The sequence below is a fragment of the Flavobacterium sp. genome, from assembly GCF_027482425.1.
Classification (GTDB): Bacteria; Bacteroidota; Bacteroidia; order Flavobacteriales; family Flavobacteriaceae; genus Flavobacterium.
This window is the reverse complement of record NZ_JAIXWA010000070.1, coordinates 1-21,678: the sequence shown is the minus strand read 5'-3', so window position 1 is coordinate 21,678 and position 21,678 is coordinate 1. Positions and strand designations below refer to the sequence as shown.

Here is a 21,678-nt window from a genome sequence, read left to right as displayed (position 1 = left end):
TCTTGAGTTCACCGATGACCAGGCCGATGTCTACAACTTGATGGGGATGGAATATTTGTTTATGGATGATTTGGAATCGGCCAAATCGTGTTTTATTAAATGTTTGGAAGAGGATATTTCAGATCAATCGGCTTTGTACAATGTGGTGTATTGTTTTGAATTTCTCGATCAAAATGCAGCCGCAATCGACTATTTGAAAACCTATATCGATCGAAATCCCTACAGTGAAATTGCATGGCATCAATCGGGGCGCTTGTATTATGGATTAAAAGACTACGAAAATGCGGTGCGCGCTTTTGAATTTGCAACCTTTATTGATGAAGCTTTTGTAGGCGCATTCATGGAAAAAGGGAAAGCCTTGGAACGTTTAAAACGTTATGAAGAAGCGATTGAAAGTTACGAACAAACCCTTGCTTTAGATGACCCCACTTCGTATGCTTTATTGCGTATTGGCAAATGCTACGAAAAAGTGGGCAACAAAGTGGCTGCGCTAAAATATTTCAATCAAACGGTTCACGAAGACCCTTTATTGGACAAGGGTTGGATAGCGATCACCGATTTTTATATTCGTCAAAAAAATTACTCCAAAGCGCTTTATTATGTCAATAAAGCCTTGGGTATTGACGATCAAAACAGCAGCTACTGGAAACGGTATGCTACCATCAATAAAGCCCTCTTTTTATTTGAAGAAGCCGAAAACGGGTACCGAAAAGCCGTTGAGTTTGGGGATTACGAATTGGATACTTGGTTGTTTTGGGTAGACATGATGTGTCAAATGGGAGAAAACGATAACGCAATCCTTGCGCTACTTCAAGCGAGCGAATACTTTCCCGAAGCCTATGAAATCGAGTACCGTATGGCCGGTATATATTTCAGCTTGGAAATGGAAGAAAAAGGAAGCTTTCACCTCGCCAATGCTTTGCGCTTGAATGCAACTCATTACAAGCTTTTGGAGGAGTTGTTTCCGCAAGTGATGGATTTAAATAGCATCCAAAAAGCACTTCGAAAATACCGAAAATAATGGCCCATTCTTCCGAAAAACGCTTTGGCCTTTTGGGACGAAACATTGACTATTCTTTTTCTCGTGGGTATTTTGCGCAAAAGTTTGAGGCTCCGCAATGGCAGGACTGTCGGTATGATAACTACGACTTGCCCGAGGCGTCTCACATTAAAACATTACTTCAAACCCAACCCCAACTGAATGGCTTAAATGTGACCATTCCCTATAAAGAAGCGGTCATTCCTTTTTTGGATGATTTGGATCCCATTGCCCGCCAAATTGGGGCTGTAAACACGATTCAATGGCTCCCCGACGGAACAACCCTAGGCCACAACACCGATTGGTACGGATTCCAAAAAGCATTAGAACCTTATCTTACGTCGCACCATCAACATGCCCTTGTCTTGGGAACTGGAGGCGCAGCCAAAGCTATACTTTACACCCTTCAGCATTTAGGCATACCCTACATTGTAGTCAGTCGTTCAGGGGAAAAGGAAACCCTTTCCTACGCCGAAATCACCCCCGAAATCATGCACGCCCACACTCTTGTCATTCAATGTACGCCTTTGGGAACCTATCCCGATGTAGAGGCTTGTCCCCCAATACCCTATGCTCATTTTACGCCGCTTCACCTTGCTTTTGATTTGGTATACAATCCACCTAAAACCCGTTTTCTAACCTTAGCTGAAGCACAAGGCGCCTCGATTGAAAATGGGTATTCGATGCTGGTTCACCAAGCAGAGAAGGCTTGGGAAATCTGGAACAATACCTCCGTATAGACGCAAATCCAGTCTTTTCAACTTCTTTACGCACAGAATCACGGGTTTTACTTTGAATTTTAGGACTACTTTAGTATCTTTCGCCCTAATTATTGTATAACCCCTACAACCTAAACGAATGTCTGAAGTAGTGAATGACAACCTGAATCCCGAAATGGACGGTTCAGATGGAATGGAAAACCAAGCGAATGTAGACGCGAATACGCCCGAAAACGCAACAGCACCCGAAGCAACAACCCCTGTGGAGAGTCCGATTCCCGATACCGAAGTGGAAGCTGCTTTATCGGAAGACACAAAAGAAACACCTGAAATAGAGGTGATTTCTGGTGAAGAAGCCGATGCTCCTGTAGCGCATGAAACTGCTGAGGCATCGAATGAAATCACAGCAGCGGAAGCAACCCCTGAAAGCGAAGAAACGGCTCTTTCTGAAACCATAGAAGCGGTGTCTACCGAAGAAAGTCAGGAACCCGCTGCCCCTGAAACCCATGAGGAAGCCCTTTCGGCTATCGCTGAAGCCAATGCCGAAGAAAGTGAAGATGAAACCCTAAAGGGACGTCACGAGATTCCGATGGAAGATTATGATGCGTTTTCTATGGAGCAATTGGTAGCCGCTTTAGAAGGCTTGGTAGCTGTTGAGCACGTAATGACCGTTCGTGAGCATGTGGAAGAAGTTCGCAAAGCCTTCCTTTCCAAATTCCACCATTTTATCGATGAAAAACGCGATGAGTTTTTGACGGAAAACCCCGATACTACTGAAGATTTCCATTACGATTTTCCATTAAAAAAGCGATTTGACACGCTTTATACCACCTACCGTGACAAAAAGAATGCCCATTTCAAATCGTTACAAAATGCGTTAAAATCCAATTTGGAAAAGCGTGAAGCTTTGGTTGAAGAATTGAAAAATGTGGTAGCCCAATCCGGAGGTAATATTGCCCAAGCCTTGAAACAGCTTGCTGACATTCGCGAACGCTGGAAAAATGCGGGTCCTATCCCAAAAGACAAATACAATCACGTTTGGAACAACTACCACTTCCATTTGGAAAACTTTTATGATGTTTTGCATTTGGACCGTGAGGCGCGTGATTTGGAATTCAAAAATAATTTAGAGCAAAAGCAACGGATTATCGCACGCGTAGAGGAATTAACCCAAGAAAGCGATATCAACAAAGCCTTCCGCGAGTTACAAGATCTACACCGCATTTGGAAAGAAGATATTGGCCCTGTTTCCAAAGACGTTCGTGAGAGTTTGTGGCAACGTTTTAGCGAGCTTACCAAGCAAATGCATGACAAACGCGAATCACTCTCAGAGGAATTCCGTAAACGCGAGCAGGAAAATCTAGCGAAAAAGCAAGAAATCATTGCCGCTTTGGAAGTACTTGCTACCGAGCGTGTGGACAGCCATGCCTTGTGGGTGCAACAAATTGCCAAAGTAGAAGCGTTAAGAAATACCTTTTTTGCCACCGGCAAAGTACCTTCAGAGGTGAATGAAGCGACTTGGGCAGCATTTAAAACAGCCGTTCGTAATTTTAACGCTTTAAAAAATTCCTTCTACAAGGACATTAAAAAGGGTCAAAACGACAATTTGAGTCGCAAGCAAACTTTGGTCGCTCGAGCCAATGAATTGAAAAACGCCGATGATTTTGCCGCGACAACGCCCATCATGAAACAAATTCAGGAGGAGTGGAAAACGATTGGCCATGTGCCCCGCAAATTCTCTGACAGTTTGTGGAAAGAATTTAAAGACGCTTGCAATACCTATTTTGACCGCTTGAAAGACAGCAAAAAAGAAGAGAATTCGGTCGAATTGGAAGCGTTTAACAAAAAAAAAGCGTATTTAGAACAATTGCGTTCTTTTGAATTGGTGGGCGATCACAAAACCGACTTAGATGCCATTAAAGCGCATATCGAACAATGGAAGAGTTTTGGTAAAGTTCCCTTCAACCGCCGTCACATCGAAGGGAAATTCAACAAAATTTTGGATGCCTTGTTTGAAAAATTAAGCGCCAGCAAAAAAGAAGGTGAGATGCATCGTTTTTCAAGCAAATTGGAAACCTTAGCGGGCGATGGCAGTCGCAAGTTGGATAATGAAAAATTGTTCATCATGCGTAAAATTGACGAAGTGCAGCATGAAATCTTCCAGTTGGAAAACAATATTCAATTCTTCCAAAATGCCAAAAACAATCCCATTGTCAACGAAGTGAAGAAAAACATTGAGCGCCATAAATCCGATTTAGCCACTTGGAAAGAGAAGCTTAAACAAATTAATGTTTTGATAAAACAACAACAAGAATCCGCTGAATAAGCGGATTTTTTTTGACATGATAAATATCATACCCTACACCATGGCCACATCCTATCTTTGGGGTAAATTCTGTAGCCATGGCCACTTCTCTCATTCAAAAATACAACGTGCCGGGACCCCGATACACCAGTTATCCTACAGTTCCTTACTGGAATGATGCGACTTTTAGCACCGAAGGATGGCTCAATACTTTGCTGCAAGCTTTTCACGAGACCAATGCGACGCAAGGCATTAGTCTCTATATTCATCTCCCCTTTTGCGAAAGTTTATGCACATTTTGTGGTTGTCACAAACGCATTACCAAGCGGCATGAGGTGGAGCATCCTTATATCGAGGCGGTATTGAAAGAGTGGAATTTGTACTGTGAACTATTGCCCAAGAAACCTCACATACGCGAAATCCATTTAGGGGGTGGTACGCCTACCTTTTTTTCTGCTGTAAATCTTAAGCGACTCATCAACGGAATTTTGAAGGAAGCACATGTAGTCCCCGAACACGAATTTAGCTTCGAAGGGCATCCCAACAATACTACTCGCGAACATTTACAAGTGTTGTACGACCTTGGCTTCCGACGCGTGAGCTTTGGAGTGCAGGATTATTCGGCTACCGTTCAAAAAGCTATTCATCGCGTACAATCGTTTCATCAAGTGGCAAAAGTCACTTTTTGGGCCCGGGAAATTGGGTATACGTCCATCGGACATGATATCATCTTTGGGTTGCCGTTTCAAACCCTGGCCGACGTAGAAGACACCATCGACAAAACCAAATCCCTACTCCCCGACCGCCTCGCCTTTTACAGTTATGCGCATGTCCCGTGGATGAAAGGCAATGGCCAACGCGGATTTGAAGAACAAGATGTACCGCGTGACGAAGTGAAACGGCAATTGTATGAAGAAGGGAAAAAACGCTTGTTGGCACATCACTACCACGAAATTGGTATGGACCATTTTGCACGAACCACCGATGCGATGTACCATGCCTTTGAAAACGGCACTTTGCACCGGAACTTCATGGGGTATACTGACACGCAAACCAAAGTGATGATCGGATTGGGAGTTTCGTCGATTGGTGATAGTTGGTATGGGTTTGCGCAAAACGAAAAGGTTTTAGAAACCTACTATGCCCGCTTGGAGGCCAACGAATTCCCTGTGTTTCGGGGTCATCTTCTCACCGAGGAGGACCTGATTATCCGCCGTCATATTCTCGATTTAATGTGCCATTTTGAAACCCAATGGGAAACCGAAGATCGCTATTTCAAGGAAATTCCAACGGTTTTGGCACAATTACAAGAGATGGAACAGGACGGGTTGGTGATTATCGGACTGGATCACCTGGTGGTCACCGAAAAAGGGAAACCCTTTATCCGTAACATTTGTATGGCCTTTGACTTGCATTTGCAACGTTCCGCTCCGCAAACCCAGTTGTTTTCGATGACGGTTTAAGGGGAGTGAGCTGTGAAGGAATGTCTATATCAGGTGCGTAAAGACTGTTGACTGATTACTCACTACTTACGACTTATGACTTACGACTTACGACTTTCTACCATCCCCATTCAAAATTTAAAATATTAAAATTCAAAACAAAAAAGCACGCCTCCTAGCGTGCTTTTCATTCTAAACCCAAAAAATTACGTTTGCAAGCGACGGTAAAGGTCGTCTTTCAAATGGAGTAATTTTGCTTTCAACACATGAGCGTGTTCGTCTGTAACCACTTCTTCGCCGGTGTTGATGCGGTGAATTTGATGCTCCAATTCGTCATAAGCATCAAATAATTTGCGAAAATGAACATCGCTAACTTTCAACGTTTGGATGCGTTCGGCGAGTTCGGGAAATTCGTGTAGTAAACTATGTCGTTCCATACCTATTGATTTTTAGTGTTTAAATTAATGACAATTGGCTTGGGCTTGCACCCATAGCGTGGTAGTTGTGGGCGAAATATACGGGATGCCCAACCCCATTCCGCGTATAATAAACAAGACGCCGATACCTACCGCCACAACGGGAATGAGTTGTTGTAGACGCTGCCGCACCGGAACCGTAATCAACGATTGAACATACACCACCAGACTCATCAACGGTACCGTACCCAAACCGTACAAAAGCATGTATCCCACACTTTCGGTTAGTCGCGGCATGGCCAAAGCCCCAAACAAAGCGGCATACACCATTCCACAGGGCAAAAACCCGTTCAAGAGTCCGATAGTAAACAACGCATCGGGGGATTTACGCTTAAACTGTTGTCCCAAATGACTTTTGACCGCTGCAATGGCTCGGTAAACGGGTTGTGAAAAATTGTATCGGGCAAAGACCTTTTCGGGAATCAATGCGATGGCAATCATTAAAATCCCAATCACGATGGACAGTTGCTGTTGCATTCCGGCGAGGTAAAAGCCACGGCCGAGAAGTCCAACCACGAGTCCCAGCACCCCATACGACGTCAATCGACCCAAGTGATACAACAAAATTTGCAGCACTTTACGGGACGTATTCGAACGATCGACAGGTAAGAGTAAGGCTATCGGGCCACACATGCCGATGCAGTGCAAACTGCTAATGATTCCGAGATAAAAAGCCGCGATCAACATGGGTTAAAAAAATAAGGTTTGCTTGCTAAGGTATTCTTTGCCTTCGTAATTCCATTGAATGGAAATGTCCCAACGACCGTCTGCCAAAGCGCTTTTAGGTATGAGCAAATGTGGACTGGATAACGAAATCGGAATTTCGAAATCGAGCTTTTGACTAGACGGTCTGTAAAAGGACACTTTTCCACTAATTTTTGTACAATCAAATGAGGGTGGAAAAGCAACCGCAATGCCTTCTGGCGTTTTGGTGTATACCACTTTCTCCTTGAGACGCAAAGCATTGTTCTCGCGTTCTAAATCCCGCTCAAAGGTTTGCTCTTTCAAATAATATTTTTCGACGACCAATTCGTTATCGTATTTTGAATTGGATTGCACGCGAAATACAAAGAATAAGATAAAACTCATAAAGAGTATAAACGCGATGACAATTCCGGTTCCCCAATTTATTTTCATTGTTTTTTTTTTGACGTTAGACTTTAGACTTTAGACTTTAGACTTTAGACGTTGGACTTTAGACGTTGGACATTTGACTGTTTACTGCTTACTGTTTACAGTACACTGCTCCCGACCCTTCGGGGCTGAACACTGCATATTGCTTACTGATCCCGACCCTTCGGGGCTGTACACTGCCAATTAATCAAACCTCCTCGGTCCGTTAAAATTCGCAGTGGTCGATTCAATCCGTTCATTGCCTTCATACACCTCAATTTTCAGCACGAGTTTCTCATCGTGTAGCAAACGTTCGGGGATTTTGATAAACATCGTCGCTTCCCCTAGCGCGTCGGCGGGAATTTTCAGCGATGAGGCTCCTACTAATTGAATCACGCCTACTGAAGGGTCGACCAACTTGAACGTGACCTTTTTGAAATCGGTGGTAGTTTTGTTGACCACTTTGCAATTGTATATATTGATGATCGTATCTTTTTCTTGCAAAAACAACTGCCCAGGCATCGACAATAGCGTAGCTTCCACTTGGTTCCGTAGGAAAAGCATTCCGATAAAAATACCCGTAAGAATCATCAATACCGCCGCATACCCTTTCATACGAAGGGTAAACTTAAACGGCTCCTTCTTGTTGATTTCATCTTCACTGGCATAACGAATCAAACCTTTGGGCAAGCCAACGCGCTCCATAATCGTATCGCATTCATCAATACAAGCGGTGCAATTCACACATTCGAGTTGGGTTCCATTGCGAATATCAATGCCCGTGGGACATACATGAATACAGGCTTTACAATCGATACAATCGCCTTTACCCACAGCCGTACGGTCTTCGTCTTTGACATATTTGGCACGTCCCACTTCCCCCTCGCCCCGCACGTGATCGTAGGCTACATTGATTGATTTATTGTCCAACAACACGCCTTGCAAACGTCCATACGGACACGCAATAATGCATACCTGCTCGCGAAACCAAGCGTAGATAAAATAAAATACCGCCGAGAAAATCAATACCGCAATGAGGGTTGATGTATTGTGTTTGGGACCTTCTTTGATAAAAGCGATAACGGTATCACTGCCTTTCAAATAGGCCAAAAAGACATTGGCAATGGCAAATGAAATCAGGTAAAACACGATCCATTTCGTAACGCGTTTACGAATTTTCTCGCCATCCCATGCTTGCTTAGCCAGACGAATTTGCTGGTTACGGTCGCCTTCAATCCAATATTCAATGCGGCGAAACACCATTTCCATAAAAATCGTTTGGGGACAAAACCATCCGCAAAAAATTCGTCCAAAGGCCACCGTAAAGAGGGCCAATCCCACTACCCCAATGATCATCGAAATCACAAACAAGTGAAAATCTTGGGGCCAAAATGGGAATCCGAAAATGTTGAAGCGACGTTCAAGAACGTTAAAGAGCAAAAATTGGTGGCCGTTGATTTTTACAAACGGCGCTCCGAAGAGAAACACCAACAAGAGATAACTTACTATTTTTCTGCGATCGTAATACCGTCCCACAGGTTTTTTGGGAAAAATAAAGGCGCGTTTTCCTTTTTGATCGATAGTAGCTATCGTATCGCGGAAACTGTCGTCATGCAACGGACTGGCCATGATAATTAGGGTTTGGGTTTAGCTATAGGGTCCCGCGTCGCCTTGGGACCCGTAAATGATTATTTTGCGCTTGGAATCGTATCCGCAGGCTTGGAAGCATCGGCTGTGGGAGCAGCATCGTCTTTCCATACATCGCCTTCGGCTGGTTTGGCACCTGCAGGTTTTGTCCCTTGCAAACTCCAAACATAACTCGCCACTTTTTGAACGTCTTTGGCATCCAAGGTTTTCCCCCAAGCGGCCATCGTAGGATTACGAGGGCTACCGTCGTGAATGACTTTGAATACATTCTTGATACCGCCGCCGTTTAACCAATGGGCATCGGCAAGATTGGGTCCTACCAATCCACCGCCTTCGGGTCCGTGACAAGCAGCGCATACATTTTTATAAATCGCTTGCCCTTTCGACAAACTCGCCGGATCGGTCAAAGCGGTAACTTGATCGAATGAAATCGTTTCTTTGGGACTGTTGCCTTTGAATTTCAACATTTCCTCTTCGGCGAGAGCCACTTCCGTTTCAAACTCTTGCGCTTGGTTCTCACCACCAAAGAAATGGTAGCGCACGAGGTAAATCCCCGCAAAAATGATGGTCACATAAAAAAGGTACACCCACCACGGTGGCAATACATTATCGAGTTCGCGAATACCATCGTAATCGTGATCGAGCATCACATCGGCTTCTTGCTCGACGGCTTTCGAACGGGTGAGTTTCGACATCCAATGTTGGTACCATTGGCTTTCCACAAACGAAAGAGATTGCGCCTCCTCGAGCTGTTTCTTTTGCTCGTCGGTCAATAAATAATAGGTGACTTTATCTACGGCACTTACTACAATTTCGATGGCGACCAAAAGGAAGAGAAAAACCGCCAAAAACAAGGCTACCATGGGATACTTCACAAAAGCCGGTCTATCACCCGAATCAATGAAATACTCCAAAGCGACCAGCACAATGGCAAAGAGTAAGGGCACGCGTACGTAGGATGGAAATAATTTTTTCATTAGAAATGATGTTTTTCAGTTAGTGATTCGTTGTCGTTTAAAGGGAGATTGCTCACGGTATTCAAGGTTTCCTTGCTGTAGGTCATCGCCCAAACGGTAAACAACACAAAGGCTGTAAAGAAAATCGAAAGGGAAATAATCGGGTAAATCTCTACCCCGGCAATCGTTTCCAAATTATGTTTTACAAACTTCAACATGTCAATTAAGGTTTAGATTTAGCAGCGGTATCCGTGCCTAAGCGTTGTAAATAAGCAATCAAGGCAATAATTTCACGATCCTTCAGTGGAACGTTGATTTCTGTTCCAAATGATTTTTGGATTTGTGTATCCTTCATCAAACTCGCTTCAATCTTTTTGGCTTGTGCTTCCATGTGTTGGGGCGCATTGGCAATGTCTTCTGGAGAATACGGTACCCCTAAAGAAACCATGGCTTCCATTTTTTTCTGGGTCAAATGCGTATCCAATTTGTCGTGAATCAACCACTGGTAACGCGGCATAATCGAACCCGAAGAAATACTTTGGGGATCATACATGTGGTTAAAATGCCACACATCGGGACGTCCACCGTTAAATGGTTTACCCGTTACGCCTTCGCGGTGCAAATCGGGTCCTGTACGTTTTGAACCCCACAAGAAGGGATGATCGTACACGTATTCCCCCGATTTGGAGTAGTCGCCATAACGTTCAACTTCGGAGCGGAACGGACGAATCAATTGCGAGTGACAGCTCACACAACCTTCACGGATGTATAAATCACGCCCTTCTAGTTCCAACGGTGTGTAGGGTTTTACCGCAGCTATGGTAGGAATATTAGACGCTACGAAAATGGTAGGTAATATTTGCACTACCCCACCAATTAAAATGGCCAAAGTGGTGTACAATGAGAATTTAACCGGTTTACGTTCCAACCAAGCATGCCAGCCTTCGCCTTTCAATCGGTTGGGACTGATGGGCGCTAAGGCAGGAGCTTCTGCAACATCGTCGGCTACGGCAGCACCTTTGCGAACGGTCATCACAATGTTGTACACCAACACCAATACCCCAATCAAATACAAGGTACCCCCTATGGCGCGCATCCAATACATCGGCATCAATTGCGTCACGGTTTCCAGGAAGTTTCCATATTGTAAGGCACTTCCGTCGGGTTTGAATTGTTTCCACAATGACGCTTGGGTGAATCCCGATACATACATAGGTAAGGCATAGAAAATAATCCCTAAGGTGCCAATCCAGAAGTGGAAATTGGCCAATTTTTCAGAGAACAACTTAGTTTTGGTCAAACGAGGAACCAACCAATAGAACATCCCGAAAGACAGGAATCCGTTCCAAGCCAAAGCCCCCACGTGAACGTGTGCAATGATCCAATCGGTAAAGTGGGCAATGGCATTGACGTTTTTCAAAGAAAGCATCGGCCCTTCAAACGTAGCCATCCCGTATCCGGTAATCGCAACCACGAAGAACTTCAACACGGCATCGGTACGTACTTTATCCCAAACCCCACGAAGGGTCAACAATCCGTTGATCATACCACCCCAAGACGGTGCAATTAACATCACCGAGAATACTACCCCAAGATTTTGCGCCCAATCGGGTAACGCTGAATATAACAAGTGGTGGGGACCCGCCCAGATGTAAATAAAAATCAACGACCAGAAGTGAATAATGGACAACCGATAGGAATATACTGGACGGTTGGCCGCTTTGGGAACGAAATAGTACATCATTCCTAAGAACGGCGTAGTCAAGAAAAATGCCACCGCATTGTGACCGTACCACCATTGTACCAAGGCATCTTGAACCCCCGCGTAAACGGAATACGATTTTAAGCCGGCTACAGGCAATTCAAAACTGTTGAAAATGTGAAGCACCGCTACCGTAACGAAAGTCGCGATATAGAACCAAATGGCGACATAAATGTGACGCTCTCTTCGTTTGATAATGGTTCCAATCATATTGATGCCAAAGACCACCCAAATCAGCGCAATGGCAATATCTATCGGCCATTCTAATTCGGCATATTCTTTAGAAGTCGTGTATCCTAACGGTAAGGTAATCGCGGCCGCTACAATAATCAACTGCCAGCCCCAAAAGTGAATTTTGCTCAAAACATCGCTAAACATGCGGGCTTTCAGCAAGCGTTGCATCGAGTAATACACCCCTGCAAACATGGCATTCCCCACAAAGGCAAAAATCACCGCATTGGTATGCAACGGGCGAAGGCGACCAAAACTCAAAAAAGAGACACCACTGGTAAGGTTCGGGAACATAAAGAGGAACGCCAGAAGCAATCCGACGAGCATCCCTACCACCCCAAAAACGATACTGGCATAGATGAAATTTCGAACAATCTTGTTGTCGTAATGAAATTGTTGCATTTCCATAATTATTGTTTTTCTTCGGTTATATTTAATTGATTTTTGTTTTTCGTTGTGTTGATAATTTCATCGTCAAATAACATACGTACCGACGGTGTATAATCGTCGTCGTATTGACCGGATTGTACCGCTTTGATAAAGGCCACCAAGAAAAAAACGGCCACGACGATACTGATACTGATTAAAAAATAAATGACACTCATACCTTAAATTTGTGTTAACAAAGTTAGATTCACCCCTTGGCTAAAAACATGACATTTATCATTCCGCTGCATTTTTCACTGTTTTTTTCGCCTCAAAAATTCGTTCACGGGCATACGCATTGCTCATCAAGGTGACAAAACTCACAATGGTAATCGTACTCAATGGCATAATAATCGCCGCCACGATGGGCAACAAATTTCCTGTTACCGCATACGTCAATCCCACGACATTGTATAAGAGTGAAATTGCAAAACTCATGTAGATGATTTTCATCGCATGGCGGGAATATTGCATGAAATAGCCGATTTTCGAAAACTGAGACGCATCCAATATCCCATCGCAGGCGGGAGAAAACACATTCACATTTTCTGAAATCGAAATGCCCACATTACTCTGGGCCAAAGCACCGGCATCGTTTAGCCCATCTCCTACCATCATGACGTTTTTGCCTTCGTGTTGCAAAGCCTCGATATAAGCCAACTTTGCTTCGGGTTTTTGGTTGAACACCAAAGTAGTTCCAGCAGGCAACATTTTTTCCAAAATCCGACGTTCCCCATCGTTGTCGCCCGAGAGCACGACCAAATGATAGGAAGCATTCAAGCGTTCAAACAAAGCCTCCAGACCTTCGCGGTATTGGTTGTTGAACACATAACTGCCTTTGTATACGCCATCCATTTCAACATGCACTTTGGTTTTTTTGTGGGTGTTTTCACTGAGATGCTGTAAAAACTGAGACGAACCCAATTTGACCGAATGACCCTCCACCGTTGCAAATACCCCTTTGCCCGTTACTTCTTCAAAATGGGTGACCGTTGCTTTGTCTTGGGGCGGTAAATACTCGTAAAGTCGTCGACTCAAGGGGTGATTGGAGCCGCGAAGGGTATTTTTCAACCACCAAAGTTCGTGCATCTCAAGTGGGCTTCCTTCATAGGTTATGGCCGTTTTCTTATTGGTCGTAATGGTTCCCGTTTTATCAAAAACAATCGTATCGACCTGCGCCATTTGTTCAATGACCTGGGCATTTTTTAAATACAACTTTTGTTTGCCCAAAATCCGCAACACATTGCCCAACGTAAAAGGAGCCGTCAACGCCAATGCACAGGGGCAGGCTACGATTAAAATGGCGGTAAACACATTAAAAGCGGTGTCGGTATCGATGAAAATCCAATAACCAAATGAGAGGAAGGCCAACAACAATAAAGCAGGCGTAAAATAATGGCTGATGCGATCGGTTATGTTTTTGTGTTTGGACTTCAGTTTCTTTTGAAACACATCATTGCTCCACAATTGGGTGAGGTAACTTTGGGAAACCGAGAACAAGACTTCCATTTCGATAACTTTCCCCAGTTGTTTCCCGCCGGCATAGACTTTATCGCCCGACTTTTTTTCAATTGGAACCGCTTCCCCGGTGACAAAACTGTAATCGATAGCCGTTTTTTCCGAGATCAAAATACCATCCACGGGAATCAACTCTTGGTTGCGAATCAACAAGCGATCGCCTTTTTCAATGGCATAGACTTGCACGGGTTCTTCGGCGCCGTTGGGATTTATTTTGGTCACCGCAATGGGGAAATACGACTTGTAATCGCGTTCAAAAGAGAGGAAATTGTAGGTTTTTTGCTGAAACAATTTCCCCAACAACATAAAGAAAATCAGGCCGCACATGCTGTCAAAAAAACCTTGGCCGTAATCCATAATGATATCGACCGTACTGCGCACAAACATCACAATAATGCCCAATGCAATTGGGATTTCGATATTGAGCATTTTGGCACGGATACTTTTCCACGCCGAAACATAGTAGCCACTGGCTGAATACAACAAAGGGGGTAAGGACAAAAAAAAGATCAACCAGCGAAAGAAACCGCGGTATTGGTTGATCCAAAACTCCTCGACTTCAAAATACTCGGGGAAAGACAATAGCATTATATTCCCAAAAGAAAAGAAGGCCACCCCGATTTTGTAGATTAACGAGCGGTCGATTTTGTGTTTGTCCCCTTCGTAATTTTCCAGACTAATGTAGGGTTCATAGCCGATCGAACTCAACAATTCGACCAAGGCTTTGAGGGAAATCTGTTCGGGATGGTAGGAGATTCGTACTTTTTTGGCGGGAAAGTTTACCTGCGCGCTGCCGATACCCGGGTGTAACTTGTGTAGATTTTCCAAAATCCAAATACACGAGCTACAGTGAATATGCGGTAAGTACAGTGAAACAATATGGGTGGAAGCTTCTTCAAATTCGAGTAATTTGCTGACGATGGTGGCGTCGGTTAAAAAATCATATTTTCCAGTAATATCCGAGGGAGTGGCCCCGGGTGCGGCTTGAAAATCATAGTAACACGTAAGATCGTTTTGACGAAAGATTTCGTACACCGTTTTACAACCGGTACAACAGAATTCTTTTTCCTCAAATACAATACCCTCCTTGTTTTGAATTGTCAAGCCACAATGATAACAGTGCATTGTGTCCATAATTTGCTCATTTTTTTACCTGTAACAAAGGTCACACAACCGCATTTTGTAAAATATGATATTTGTCATGCGAATATTTTTCTACATTTGAATCACAAAAAACAAAAACAAAAACACTCGCTTATGGGGAAATGTGAACAGTGCATTGTACGGGAATTCAGTTCCCTGAAAGCACTTACCAAAGACGAACTCTTGCATATGGCGGAGTGTAAAGCATCGTACACCATCAAAAAAGGAGAGGCCATTTTTGAAGAAGGCGAAAGCATCAATGGGGTATATTGCGTCAAAGAAGGCGTCTGTAAAATGTCGAAACTGAGTTCCAACGGGAAAGACCAAATTGTTAAGTTGGTCAAACCGGGCGAATTGCTCGGGCAACGCTCCTTGATAAGCGAAGAACCTGCCAATTTAAGTGCCGTTGCGCTCGAAGAAATGCAGGTTTGCTTCATTCCTAAATCGGAAATCATGTCATTTTTCAACAAAAACAACAATTTCTCGATGAACATGATGCGTACCATTTGTGGCGACCTACGCGAGGCCGACGACCACATGGTGACTATGGCGCAAAAAACAGTCAAAGAACGCTTGGCAGAAACCTTGTTGTACCTCGAGGATAATTTTGGCAAAAACGACGACGGCACCTTGTGCCTTCAGCTCTCTCGTGAAGAACTCGCGGGCATGATTGGCACGGCCACGGAGAGTTGCATACGCCTTCTATCAGAACTCAACAAACTGGGGTATATCGAACTCATCGGCAAGAAAATCGCTCTGAAAGAACGCCAAAAACTCAAGCGAATGGCCGACTGATTGAATGTTGAGGGTTGGATAGACCTGTTTTGGCTATTTTGAATTATAAATTTTAAATTATAAATGAGCCTTCTAACGCAGATGTTCTTCAGTACAACATCCAATTTGAAAATGAGCCTCCTTTGGGGTTGAAAAGGAAGAAACAAGAAGAAAGAAGCAAGAAGAAAGACCCTTTTTTGGCTATTTTGAATTATAAATTTTAAATTATAAATGAGCGTTCTAAGACGTACTCCTTGACTAACGACTAATCACTAGTTACTAGCCTGCCTGCCGGCATAGGCAGATCACTATTCCCCCTTTGGGGGTTAGGGGGCCACTAGTAACGCTAACGTCCAAAGTCTAATGTCTAAAAGTGCACCATGTTGTATTCACTTCCTTTCCCTCAGAATGCCCTCGGCCTTATAGAAAAAAAAGCAAAGAAGCAAGAGAAAAGACTTACTTTGGGAAGTGAGGAAGCTAATGGCTGAACACTGATCCCGACCCTTCGGAGCTGATCGCTGATTGCTAAAATGACTTACGACTAATCCACTTACGACTTAGGACTATGTGTCTTACGACTCTCCTCCGTCAAGACAAAAAGTAAAGAATTAAATAGAAACAGGATGCCAATACCAATTCAAATATCAAATTCAACAATCAAAAATCGTTAATCCTTAATCTAAATCCCCTCTTTGGGGGCTAGGGGGCTCCGCAAAAACACATAATATACTGGTACGCCTAAGGCCACAATGCCTAAGCCTAAGCCCGCGTTACGGGTGTCGTAAATCAGTAAGGCCATGCAAATTGCCACCGTAATCAACATATACAGTATCGGTACAAAAGGATAACCGAAAGCTTTGTACGGTCGTTCCGCATCGGGTTCACGCTTACGCAAGATAAAAAGTCCGCCGATCGTCAAAATGTAAAACAATAAGGATGCAAAGGTAGCATAGGTGAGTAAATCCCCATACTTACCGGTCATGCACAGAAAAGAAGCCCAAATCGCTTGTACCCACAACGCCCGTGCCGGCACTTCTTTGTCATTGAGTTCGCCTGCTTTTTTAAAAAACAAACCGTCTTGCGCCATGGCATAAAACAAACGACCGCCACTCAAAATAAGTCCGCTATTACACCCAAACGTCGATACCATAATCAAGCCCGCCATAACCAACACCCCTACATTCCCCATAATCACACTGGCCGCGGCAGCACCCACACGATCTTCGGCCGCAAACATAATCCCGCGTTCCATTACGGTAGCTCCGTCGGGCGAACCGTGTAAGGGCAAAAGCGAAAGATAGGCCACATTCGCCAACAAATAAATAATAGTCACAATCAAAGTACCTAAAAACAAACTACGGGGAATATTCCGCTTGGGGTCTTTGATTTCCCCCGCAATAAATGTCACATTATTCCACGCATCACTCGAAAACAACGGATTAATAATGGTAGCCCCCATAACGCCCAACAACGCCACGCCACTCAACACCGAGACTGTCAGCGTGCCGTCGTTTTCCACCGTTTTCTTGGCATCCCAGGCCGTAGCAAAGTTCGCCGAAATCACCTCCGACTGCAAGCCTACGTACAACCCGAGAATGATTAACGCAAAAAGTGCAATCAACTTGGCCGAAGTAAACACCAATTGGATAATCTTCCCGTTTTGAACCCCACGGGTATTGATATAAGTAAGTAAAAAAATACTGAGTATCGCCAAGATTTGTTTGTTGGTAAACACAAAACTTTCATAGGTAAAAATCTTTTGTTCCAACACCGGAAAAAATACCGCCGTATAATTGGCAAACGCCACCGCAACCGCCGCAATCACCCCCGTTTGAATCACCGTAAACACGGTCCATCCGTAGAGAAAGGAAACCAACTTACCATACGCCCGTTGGATATACACAAATTGTCCCCCGGCATTCGGCATCATACCCGCCAACTCCCCATAACTCAATGCCGCCGACATGGTAAGGAGCCCTGTCACAAACCACAATACCAAAATCCAAGCGGCCGAACCCACATCGCGGGCCATGGCTGATGTTACCAAAAAGATCCCCGAACCAATCATTGATCCCGCCACCAAACTGGTCGCATCAATGAGTCCGAGTGTGCGTTTTAATTCGTGTTTTTCCATAGTAGTCGTTAGACGTTAGACTTTAGACGTTAGTCGTTAGTCGTTAGTCGTTAGTTGTTATTAAGTTTCATTTTCAAATTTTCAAATTTTCAAATCATCAAATCTTCTTCGCCTCATTCCAATACACATCCATCTCCGCCAAGGTCATATCGGCTAGAGATTTCTCCATAGCGTTGACTTTTTCTTCTAAATACTGAAAGCGTTTGATAAACTTTTTGTTGGTACGTTCTAAGGCATCTTCGGGATTGATATTCAAAAACCGAGCGTAATTGATCATTGAAAACAGCACATCGCCAAATTCCGATTCGATACGGTCTTGGTCGCCTGTCGCCACTTCTTCCTGCAATTCTTGTAATTCTTCTTGAACCTTTTCCCAAACCTGTTCGGGTTGCTCCCAATCGAAACCAACTCCTTTCGCCTTATCTTGTACCCGACTGGCTTTCACCAGCGCAGGTAACCCATTGGGCACACCTTCCAGCACAGATTTCTTCCCCTCTTTCAACTTCAATTTTTCCCAATTGCGTTTCACTTCCTCTTCATCGGCCACTTCTACATCGCCATAAATATGCGGATGCCGATGGATGAGTTTGTCGCAAATTTCGTTGGCCACATCGGCTATATCAAAAGCTTGGGTTTCACTTCCAATTTTGGCATAAAAAACAATATGCAACAGGAGATCGCCCAACTCTTTTTTAACTTCTTTCAGATTATTATCGAGAATAGCATCGCCCAATTCATAGGTTTCTTCAATAGTCAAATGACGTAAGGACTGGAGGGTTTGCTTTTTATCCCAGGGACATTTTTCCCGTAAATCGTCCATGATATCGAGCAATCGGTTGAAGGCTTGCAGTTGTGCTTCGCGGGTATGCATAGGATTCGGTTTGGGGTAAAAATAAGAAATCCCGACCGTTAAATCGATCGGGATATGAGATATTTAGTTCACCACGTGAATTTTATTCGCTTTTCTTCGTCGTTTTCTTTTTGGCTTTCACCGCCTCTACGACTTGTTCTTTGACTTCTTCAGCGTTTTCAACCGTTGGCTCCTCTTTCGAAACCATCCCTTTGGCTTGCAAAATATTGTACCAGTTCAACACTTTTTTGATATCCGACGCATAGACGCGATCCTGATCGTAATCGGGCAACACGGTTTCAAAATAGGCAATCAATTTGGCATTATCCTCTTTGTGGGAAAGGGCCGGCCCTTCGTTTTCCAGTTGTGCAATAGCGCGCAACACCTCTACCAAAGGTTTTTCTTCGGTATAGGTATACATCGAAATCTCCGACAACAAACTCACGTTACTGCGCAAGCCCACAGTGATTCGTTTTCCATCCAACAACGATTCGGCAACGAAACCTGAACGGGTTTGTACTTTCAACTCATAAAGCCCAGGTTTTCCAGAAATGGCCAATATTTTATCAATTTTCATACTGAGTGTATTTTTAATGGGGGCAAATATATTTATTTGTTTGTATTAACGTCCTTTTTTGTTGTAAAAACGCATGCGATAATCGGGACGCGCCTTACCTTCCATTATATTTTGAAGTTTTTTCTTAATCAACGTGCGTTTCAACATTGAAATTTTGTCGGTGAATAAAATTCCTTCAATATGGTCGTATTCGTGTTGAATCACCCGCGCAATTAATCCGTCGAAAACTTCGGTTTTTTCCATAAAGTTTTCGTCGCAATACTGCAAAGTCACCCGTTCTTTTCGGTATACATCTTCGCGAACATCGGGAATACTCAAACAGCCTTCGTTAAACCCCCACTCCTCGCCTTCCTCTTTGAGAATTTGGGCATTGATAAAGGTGCGCTTGAATCCTTTCAGTTGGGCACTTTCCTCCGCGCTAAGCGATTCACTATCGGCAAACGGCTCGGCATCAATGACAAACAAACGAATCGGCAATCCAATTTGAGGCGCGGCTAACCCTACGCCATACGCATTGTACATGGTATCGTACATGTTGTGAATGAGTTCGGATAACTGCGGGTAATCAGGGGTAAGGGATGCCCCAACCTTTCGTAAAACAGGATCGCCGTAACCAACGATGGGTAAAATCATGAATGTATATTTAAAGATGGGGCAAAAGTAGCAAAAAAAACAGCGCCGATAAAGGATTTATATCATTTTACGGCTCAGATAATCCTGCAATAAAATGGTGGCGGCTATCTCATCAACCAATCCTTTATTTTGACGTTGCTTCTTCGTGAGTCCGCTATCAATCATCGTTTGAAAAGCCATTTTTGAGGTAAAACGCTCGTCCACGCGCACCACTGGGATTTCAGGAAAAGTGGCTTGAAATTGCACCACAAAAGCGTCTACCAATGGGGCACTTTCCGAGGGCAAACCGTTCATCTGTTTGGGTTCGCCAATTAAAACGCTTCGCACGTCCTCTTTTTTAAAATAATCCCCCAAAAAAGGAAATAATTGCGCAGTATCGACCGTCGTGAGTCCTGAGGCAATAATTTGCAACTCATCGGTAACGGCTATTCCCGTACGTTTGCGTCCGTAATCAAGGGCTAAAATTCGTGGCATGCGACAAAGATACGGATTATTTGGCCGCAGAAAATTGTGCCAATACCGTTTTCCCTTGACGCAGCAGCAATTGGTCTTTTTGAATAGAATAGGCATCGACTTGCGATAATAATTTGACAAACGTAGCCTCGACTTGATCATCGGGACAGGCCATCTTGGTCGAAATCACCGCGGTAAAAGCCAACCCATCGACCGAGGGCATGATGTACTGGCCTCCGATTTGATTGCAACCCATATACGCGGTAAAACGGGCGTCTTTGGACAGTAACGTCAAGGTAAATGGTTTTTTGGAAGTGCGAACTTTCTTTTTCAACAAGGTGTGCAAACGCCACTCGGTACCCGCTAAAGCAAAGGCAACAGGGGCGGCAGGCGTAGTACCTTTGACCACAGTAGCTTCTTTGGCCACCAACAATTCTCCAGTTTGTGTATCTTTTTTCATTTTCGTCAAACGATAGCGCGACGCAAAATCGCCCGTGATGGGTTTTCCCTGCAAATCCAACTGCTGTAAACTTCCCTCCAAAACGGCATACGCATAGGGTCCACCCTTTTGATTGTCAAGTTGAATCTGCGTTTCGTTGGCATTCCAACCATAGGTGCCGCGAACCACAAAAGGGGTTTCTGACTTGCCCAAATAACGGGTGGTTAGGACAAAACGGGTGGTGTCTTGCAATTCCAACAGCGTCTCTATCCCTTCACAATCGGCACAGGGCAAAACCCCTTTGTAAACGCCGAGATAATCCAACGTTTGCTTGGCAGAAATTACGTTCGGTTTAGTTTGGGGAGAAGGTTCCGTTTTGGCCTCTTTGGATGTACAGGAAAACAAGGAGAGCGCTAGGGGAACTAATAGGAAAACAAAGTATCGCATAGGGAAATCATTTTGCGTTCAAAACTAAGTAGATTGCAGAATTATTTTCTTAAAAAATGTGTAAACTTTACAGGGCTGCTCAGCCAAAGGATGGGTATCTTTGTACGATGAATGCATCACATCACCTCGTATTTGTGGCTTTTGGACACCGGAATTACCAAAATGAGTTGCTTTGGGCACTGCTATCCTTGGCGCGTGTACATCCCAACCCCACATTTCACATCCATATTTTCTCCGACGATACGGCGTACCTTCAACCGCAGCTTCCCCTCAAAATAACGTACCATCCGCTGACTCCCGAAGTACTTACCGAAGCCAAAGGACCCAACAATTACCCCTATCGCGTGAAAATCAAAGTACTGCAACAGTGCTTGCAACAGTATACAGGGGCATTCCTCTATCTCGATACCGATTGTATACTACTACAACCGCTGACAGCTATTTTTGAGGCTATCGAACGGGGAACGGTATTCATGGATACCAACGAAGGGCCGCTGCACATTAATAAAGGAGGAATCGCCCGTAAAATGAAAAAAGTCTTGCGTAAACAGTCCACTTTTCCCTTACCCAATGGCGAAATTGTTAGGTTGAGTG

At 44.1% G+C, this 21,678-nt stretch carries 21 protein-coding genes; 6 read left to right on the top strand and 15 right to left on the bottom strand.

Annotation, left to right across the window (positions count from 1 at the left end; all coding sequences use genetic code 11):
• The 4 genes from Q0037_RS09945 to hemN form a co-directional block, all read left to right on the top strand.
• A partial coding sequence (locus tag Q0037_RS09945) for a tetratricopeptide repeat protein (protein ID WP_297517733.1) occupies window positions 1–1,021 on the top strand: 1,021 nt, incomplete at its 5' end.
• The gene (locus Q0037_RS09940; RefSeq protein WP_297517730.1) at window positions 1,021–1,779 is read left to right on the top strand and encodes a shikimate dehydrogenase; all 759 of its coding nucleotides are present in this window, start codon (window positions 1,021–1,023) and stop codon (window positions 1,777–1,779) included. The genes Q0037_RS09945 and Q0037_RS09940, both read left to right, overlap by 1 nt.
• A 118-nt stretch (window positions 1,780–1,897) precedes the next feature.
• Window positions 1,898–4,084, top strand: coding sequence for a DUF349 domain-containing protein (locus Q0037_RS09935; protein ID WP_297517727.1), 2,187 nt, complete (start codon window positions 1,898–1,900; stop codon window positions 4,082–4,084).
• 77 nt (window positions 4,085–4,161) lie between these two features.
• Window positions 4,162–5,526 carry an oxygen-independent coproporphyrinogen III oxidase gene (hemN, locus tag Q0037_RS09930; RefSeq protein WP_297517725.1) on the top strand — a complete coding sequence of 455 codons (1,365 nt, stop codon included), beginning with the start codon at window positions 4,162–4,164 and terminating at the stop codon, window positions 5,524–5,526.
• Window positions 5,527–5,711: 185 nt separating this feature from the next.
• On the opposite strand, the gene Q0037_RS09925 is transcribed toward hemN, so the two are convergent.
• The 9 genes from Q0037_RS09925 to Q0037_RS09885 all read right to left on the bottom strand — a co-directional run bounded on the left by Q0037_RS09925 (window position 5,712) and on the right by Q0037_RS09885 (window position 14,768).
• Window positions 5,712–5,942, bottom strand: a complete 231-nt coding sequence (locus tag Q0037_RS09925) for a DUF465 domain-containing protein (protein WP_297517723.1) — start codon at window positions 5,940–5,942, stop codon at window positions 5,712–5,714.
• Window positions 5,943–5,966: 24 nt separating this feature from the next.
• The gene (locus Q0037_RS09920) at window positions 5,967–6,668 is read right to left on the bottom strand and encodes a sulfite exporter TauE/SafE family protein (RefSeq protein ID WP_297517721.1); all 702 of its coding nucleotides are present in this window, start codon (window positions 6,666–6,668) and stop codon (window positions 5,967–5,969) included.
• Between the two features lie 3 nt (window positions 6,669–6,671).
• Window positions 6,672–7,118, bottom strand: a complete 447-nt coding sequence (locus tag Q0037_RS09915) for a FixH family protein (protein WP_297517718.1) — start codon at window positions 7,116–7,118, stop codon at window positions 6,672–6,674.
• Window positions 7,119–7,298: 180 nt separating this feature from the next.
• Window positions 7,299–8,723, bottom strand: coding sequence for a cytochrome c oxidase accessory protein CcoG (gene ccoG, locus Q0037_RS09910; RefSeq protein WP_297517715.1), 1,425 nt, complete (start codon window positions 8,721–8,723; stop codon window positions 7,299–7,301).
• A 59-nt stretch (window positions 8,724–8,782) separates the two neighbouring features.
• Complete coding sequence (locus Q0037_RS09905) at window positions 8,783–9,718, bottom strand: cbb3-type cytochrome c oxidase N-terminal domain-containing protein (protein WP_297517712.1); 936 nt, start codon at window positions 9,716–9,718, stop codon at window positions 8,783–8,785.
• The gene (locus Q0037_RS09900; RefSeq protein WP_297517709.1) at window positions 9,718–9,915 is read right to left on the bottom strand and encodes a CcoQ/FixQ family Cbb3-type cytochrome c oxidase assembly chaperone; all 198 of its coding nucleotides are present in this window, start codon (window positions 9,913–9,915) and stop codon (window positions 9,718–9,720) included. The genes Q0037_RS09905 and Q0037_RS09900 overlap by 1 nt, the downstream gene beginning before the upstream one ends.
• 5 nt (window positions 9,916–9,920) lie before the next feature.
• Complete coding sequence (gene ccoN, locus Q0037_RS09895; protein WP_297517707.1) at window positions 9,921–12,098, bottom strand: cytochrome-c oxidase, cbb3-type subunit I; 2,178 nt, start codon at window positions 12,096–12,098, stop codon at window positions 9,921–9,923.
• A 2-nt stretch (window positions 12,099–12,100) separates the two neighbouring features.
• A complete protein-coding gene (gene ccoS / locus Q0037_RS09890; RefSeq protein ID WP_073363810.1) occupies window positions 12,101–12,295 on the bottom strand; it encodes a cbb3-type cytochrome oxidase assembly protein CcoS in 195 nt (64 codons plus the stop codon).
• A gap of 58 nt (window positions 12,296–12,353) precedes the next feature.
• A complete protein-coding gene (locus Q0037_RS09885) occupies window positions 12,354–14,768 on the bottom strand; it encodes a heavy metal translocating P-type ATPase metal-binding domain-containing protein (RefSeq protein WP_297517701.1) in 2,415 nt (804 codons plus the stop codon).
• 123 nt (window positions 14,769–14,891) lie between these two features.
• Between Q0037_RS09885 and Q0037_RS09880 the strand changes: the two genes are divergently transcribed.
• The gene (locus tag Q0037_RS09880; RefSeq protein ID WP_297517699.1) at window positions 14,892–15,572 is read left to right on the top strand and encodes a Crp/Fnr family transcriptional regulator; all 681 of its coding nucleotides are present in this window, start codon (window positions 14,892–14,894) and stop codon (window positions 15,570–15,572) included.
• A gap of 658 nt (window positions 15,573–16,230) precedes the next feature.
• Here the strand turns inward: Q0037_RS09880 and Q0037_RS09875 are convergent.
• From Q0037_RS09875 to Q0037_RS09850, 6 genes are all read right to left on the bottom strand, one after another.
• Complete coding sequence (locus Q0037_RS09875; protein WP_297517696.1) at window positions 16,231–17,685, bottom strand: APC family permease; 1,455 nt, start codon at window positions 17,683–17,685, stop codon at window positions 16,231–16,233.
• Between the two features lie 97 nt (window positions 17,686–17,782).
• Window positions 17,783–18,556 carry a nucleoside triphosphate pyrophosphohydrolase gene (gene mazG / locus Q0037_RS09870; RefSeq protein WP_297517693.1) on the bottom strand — a complete coding sequence of 258 codons (774 nt, stop codon included), beginning with the start codon at window positions 18,554–18,556 and terminating at the stop codon, window positions 17,783–17,785.
• An 82-nt stretch (window positions 18,557–18,638) separates the two neighbouring features.
• Window positions 18,639–19,112: a DUF5606 domain-containing protein gene (locus tag Q0037_RS09865; protein WP_297517690.1), complete on the bottom strand. Its 474-nt coding sequence runs from the start codon at window positions 19,110–19,112 to the stop codon at window positions 18,639–18,641.
• A gap of 45 nt (window positions 19,113–19,157) precedes the next feature.
• Window positions 19,158–19,745: a peptide deformylase gene (gene def, locus Q0037_RS09860; protein ID WP_297517687.1), complete on the bottom strand. Its 588-nt coding sequence runs from the start codon at window positions 19,743–19,745 to the stop codon at window positions 19,158–19,160.
• A gap of 57 nt (window positions 19,746–19,802) precedes the next feature.
• Window positions 19,803–20,219, bottom strand: coding sequence for a Holliday junction resolvase RuvX (gene ruvX, locus Q0037_RS09855; RefSeq protein ID WP_297517684.1), 417 nt, complete (start codon window positions 20,217–20,219; stop codon window positions 19,803–19,805).
• A 16-nt stretch (window positions 20,220–20,235) separates the two neighbouring features.
• A complete protein-coding gene (locus tag Q0037_RS09850) occupies window positions 20,236–21,084 on the bottom strand; it encodes a copper resistance protein NlpE N-terminal domain-containing protein (RefSeq protein WP_297517681.1) in 849 nt (282 codons plus the stop codon).
• Window positions 21,085–21,191: 107 nt separating this feature from the next.
• Here Q0037_RS09850 and Q0037_RS09845 point away from each other — a divergent pair.
• On the top strand, window positions 21,192–21,678 hold a 487-nt coding region (locus tag Q0037_RS09845; RefSeq protein WP_297517678.1), incomplete at its 3' end, for a hypothetical protein.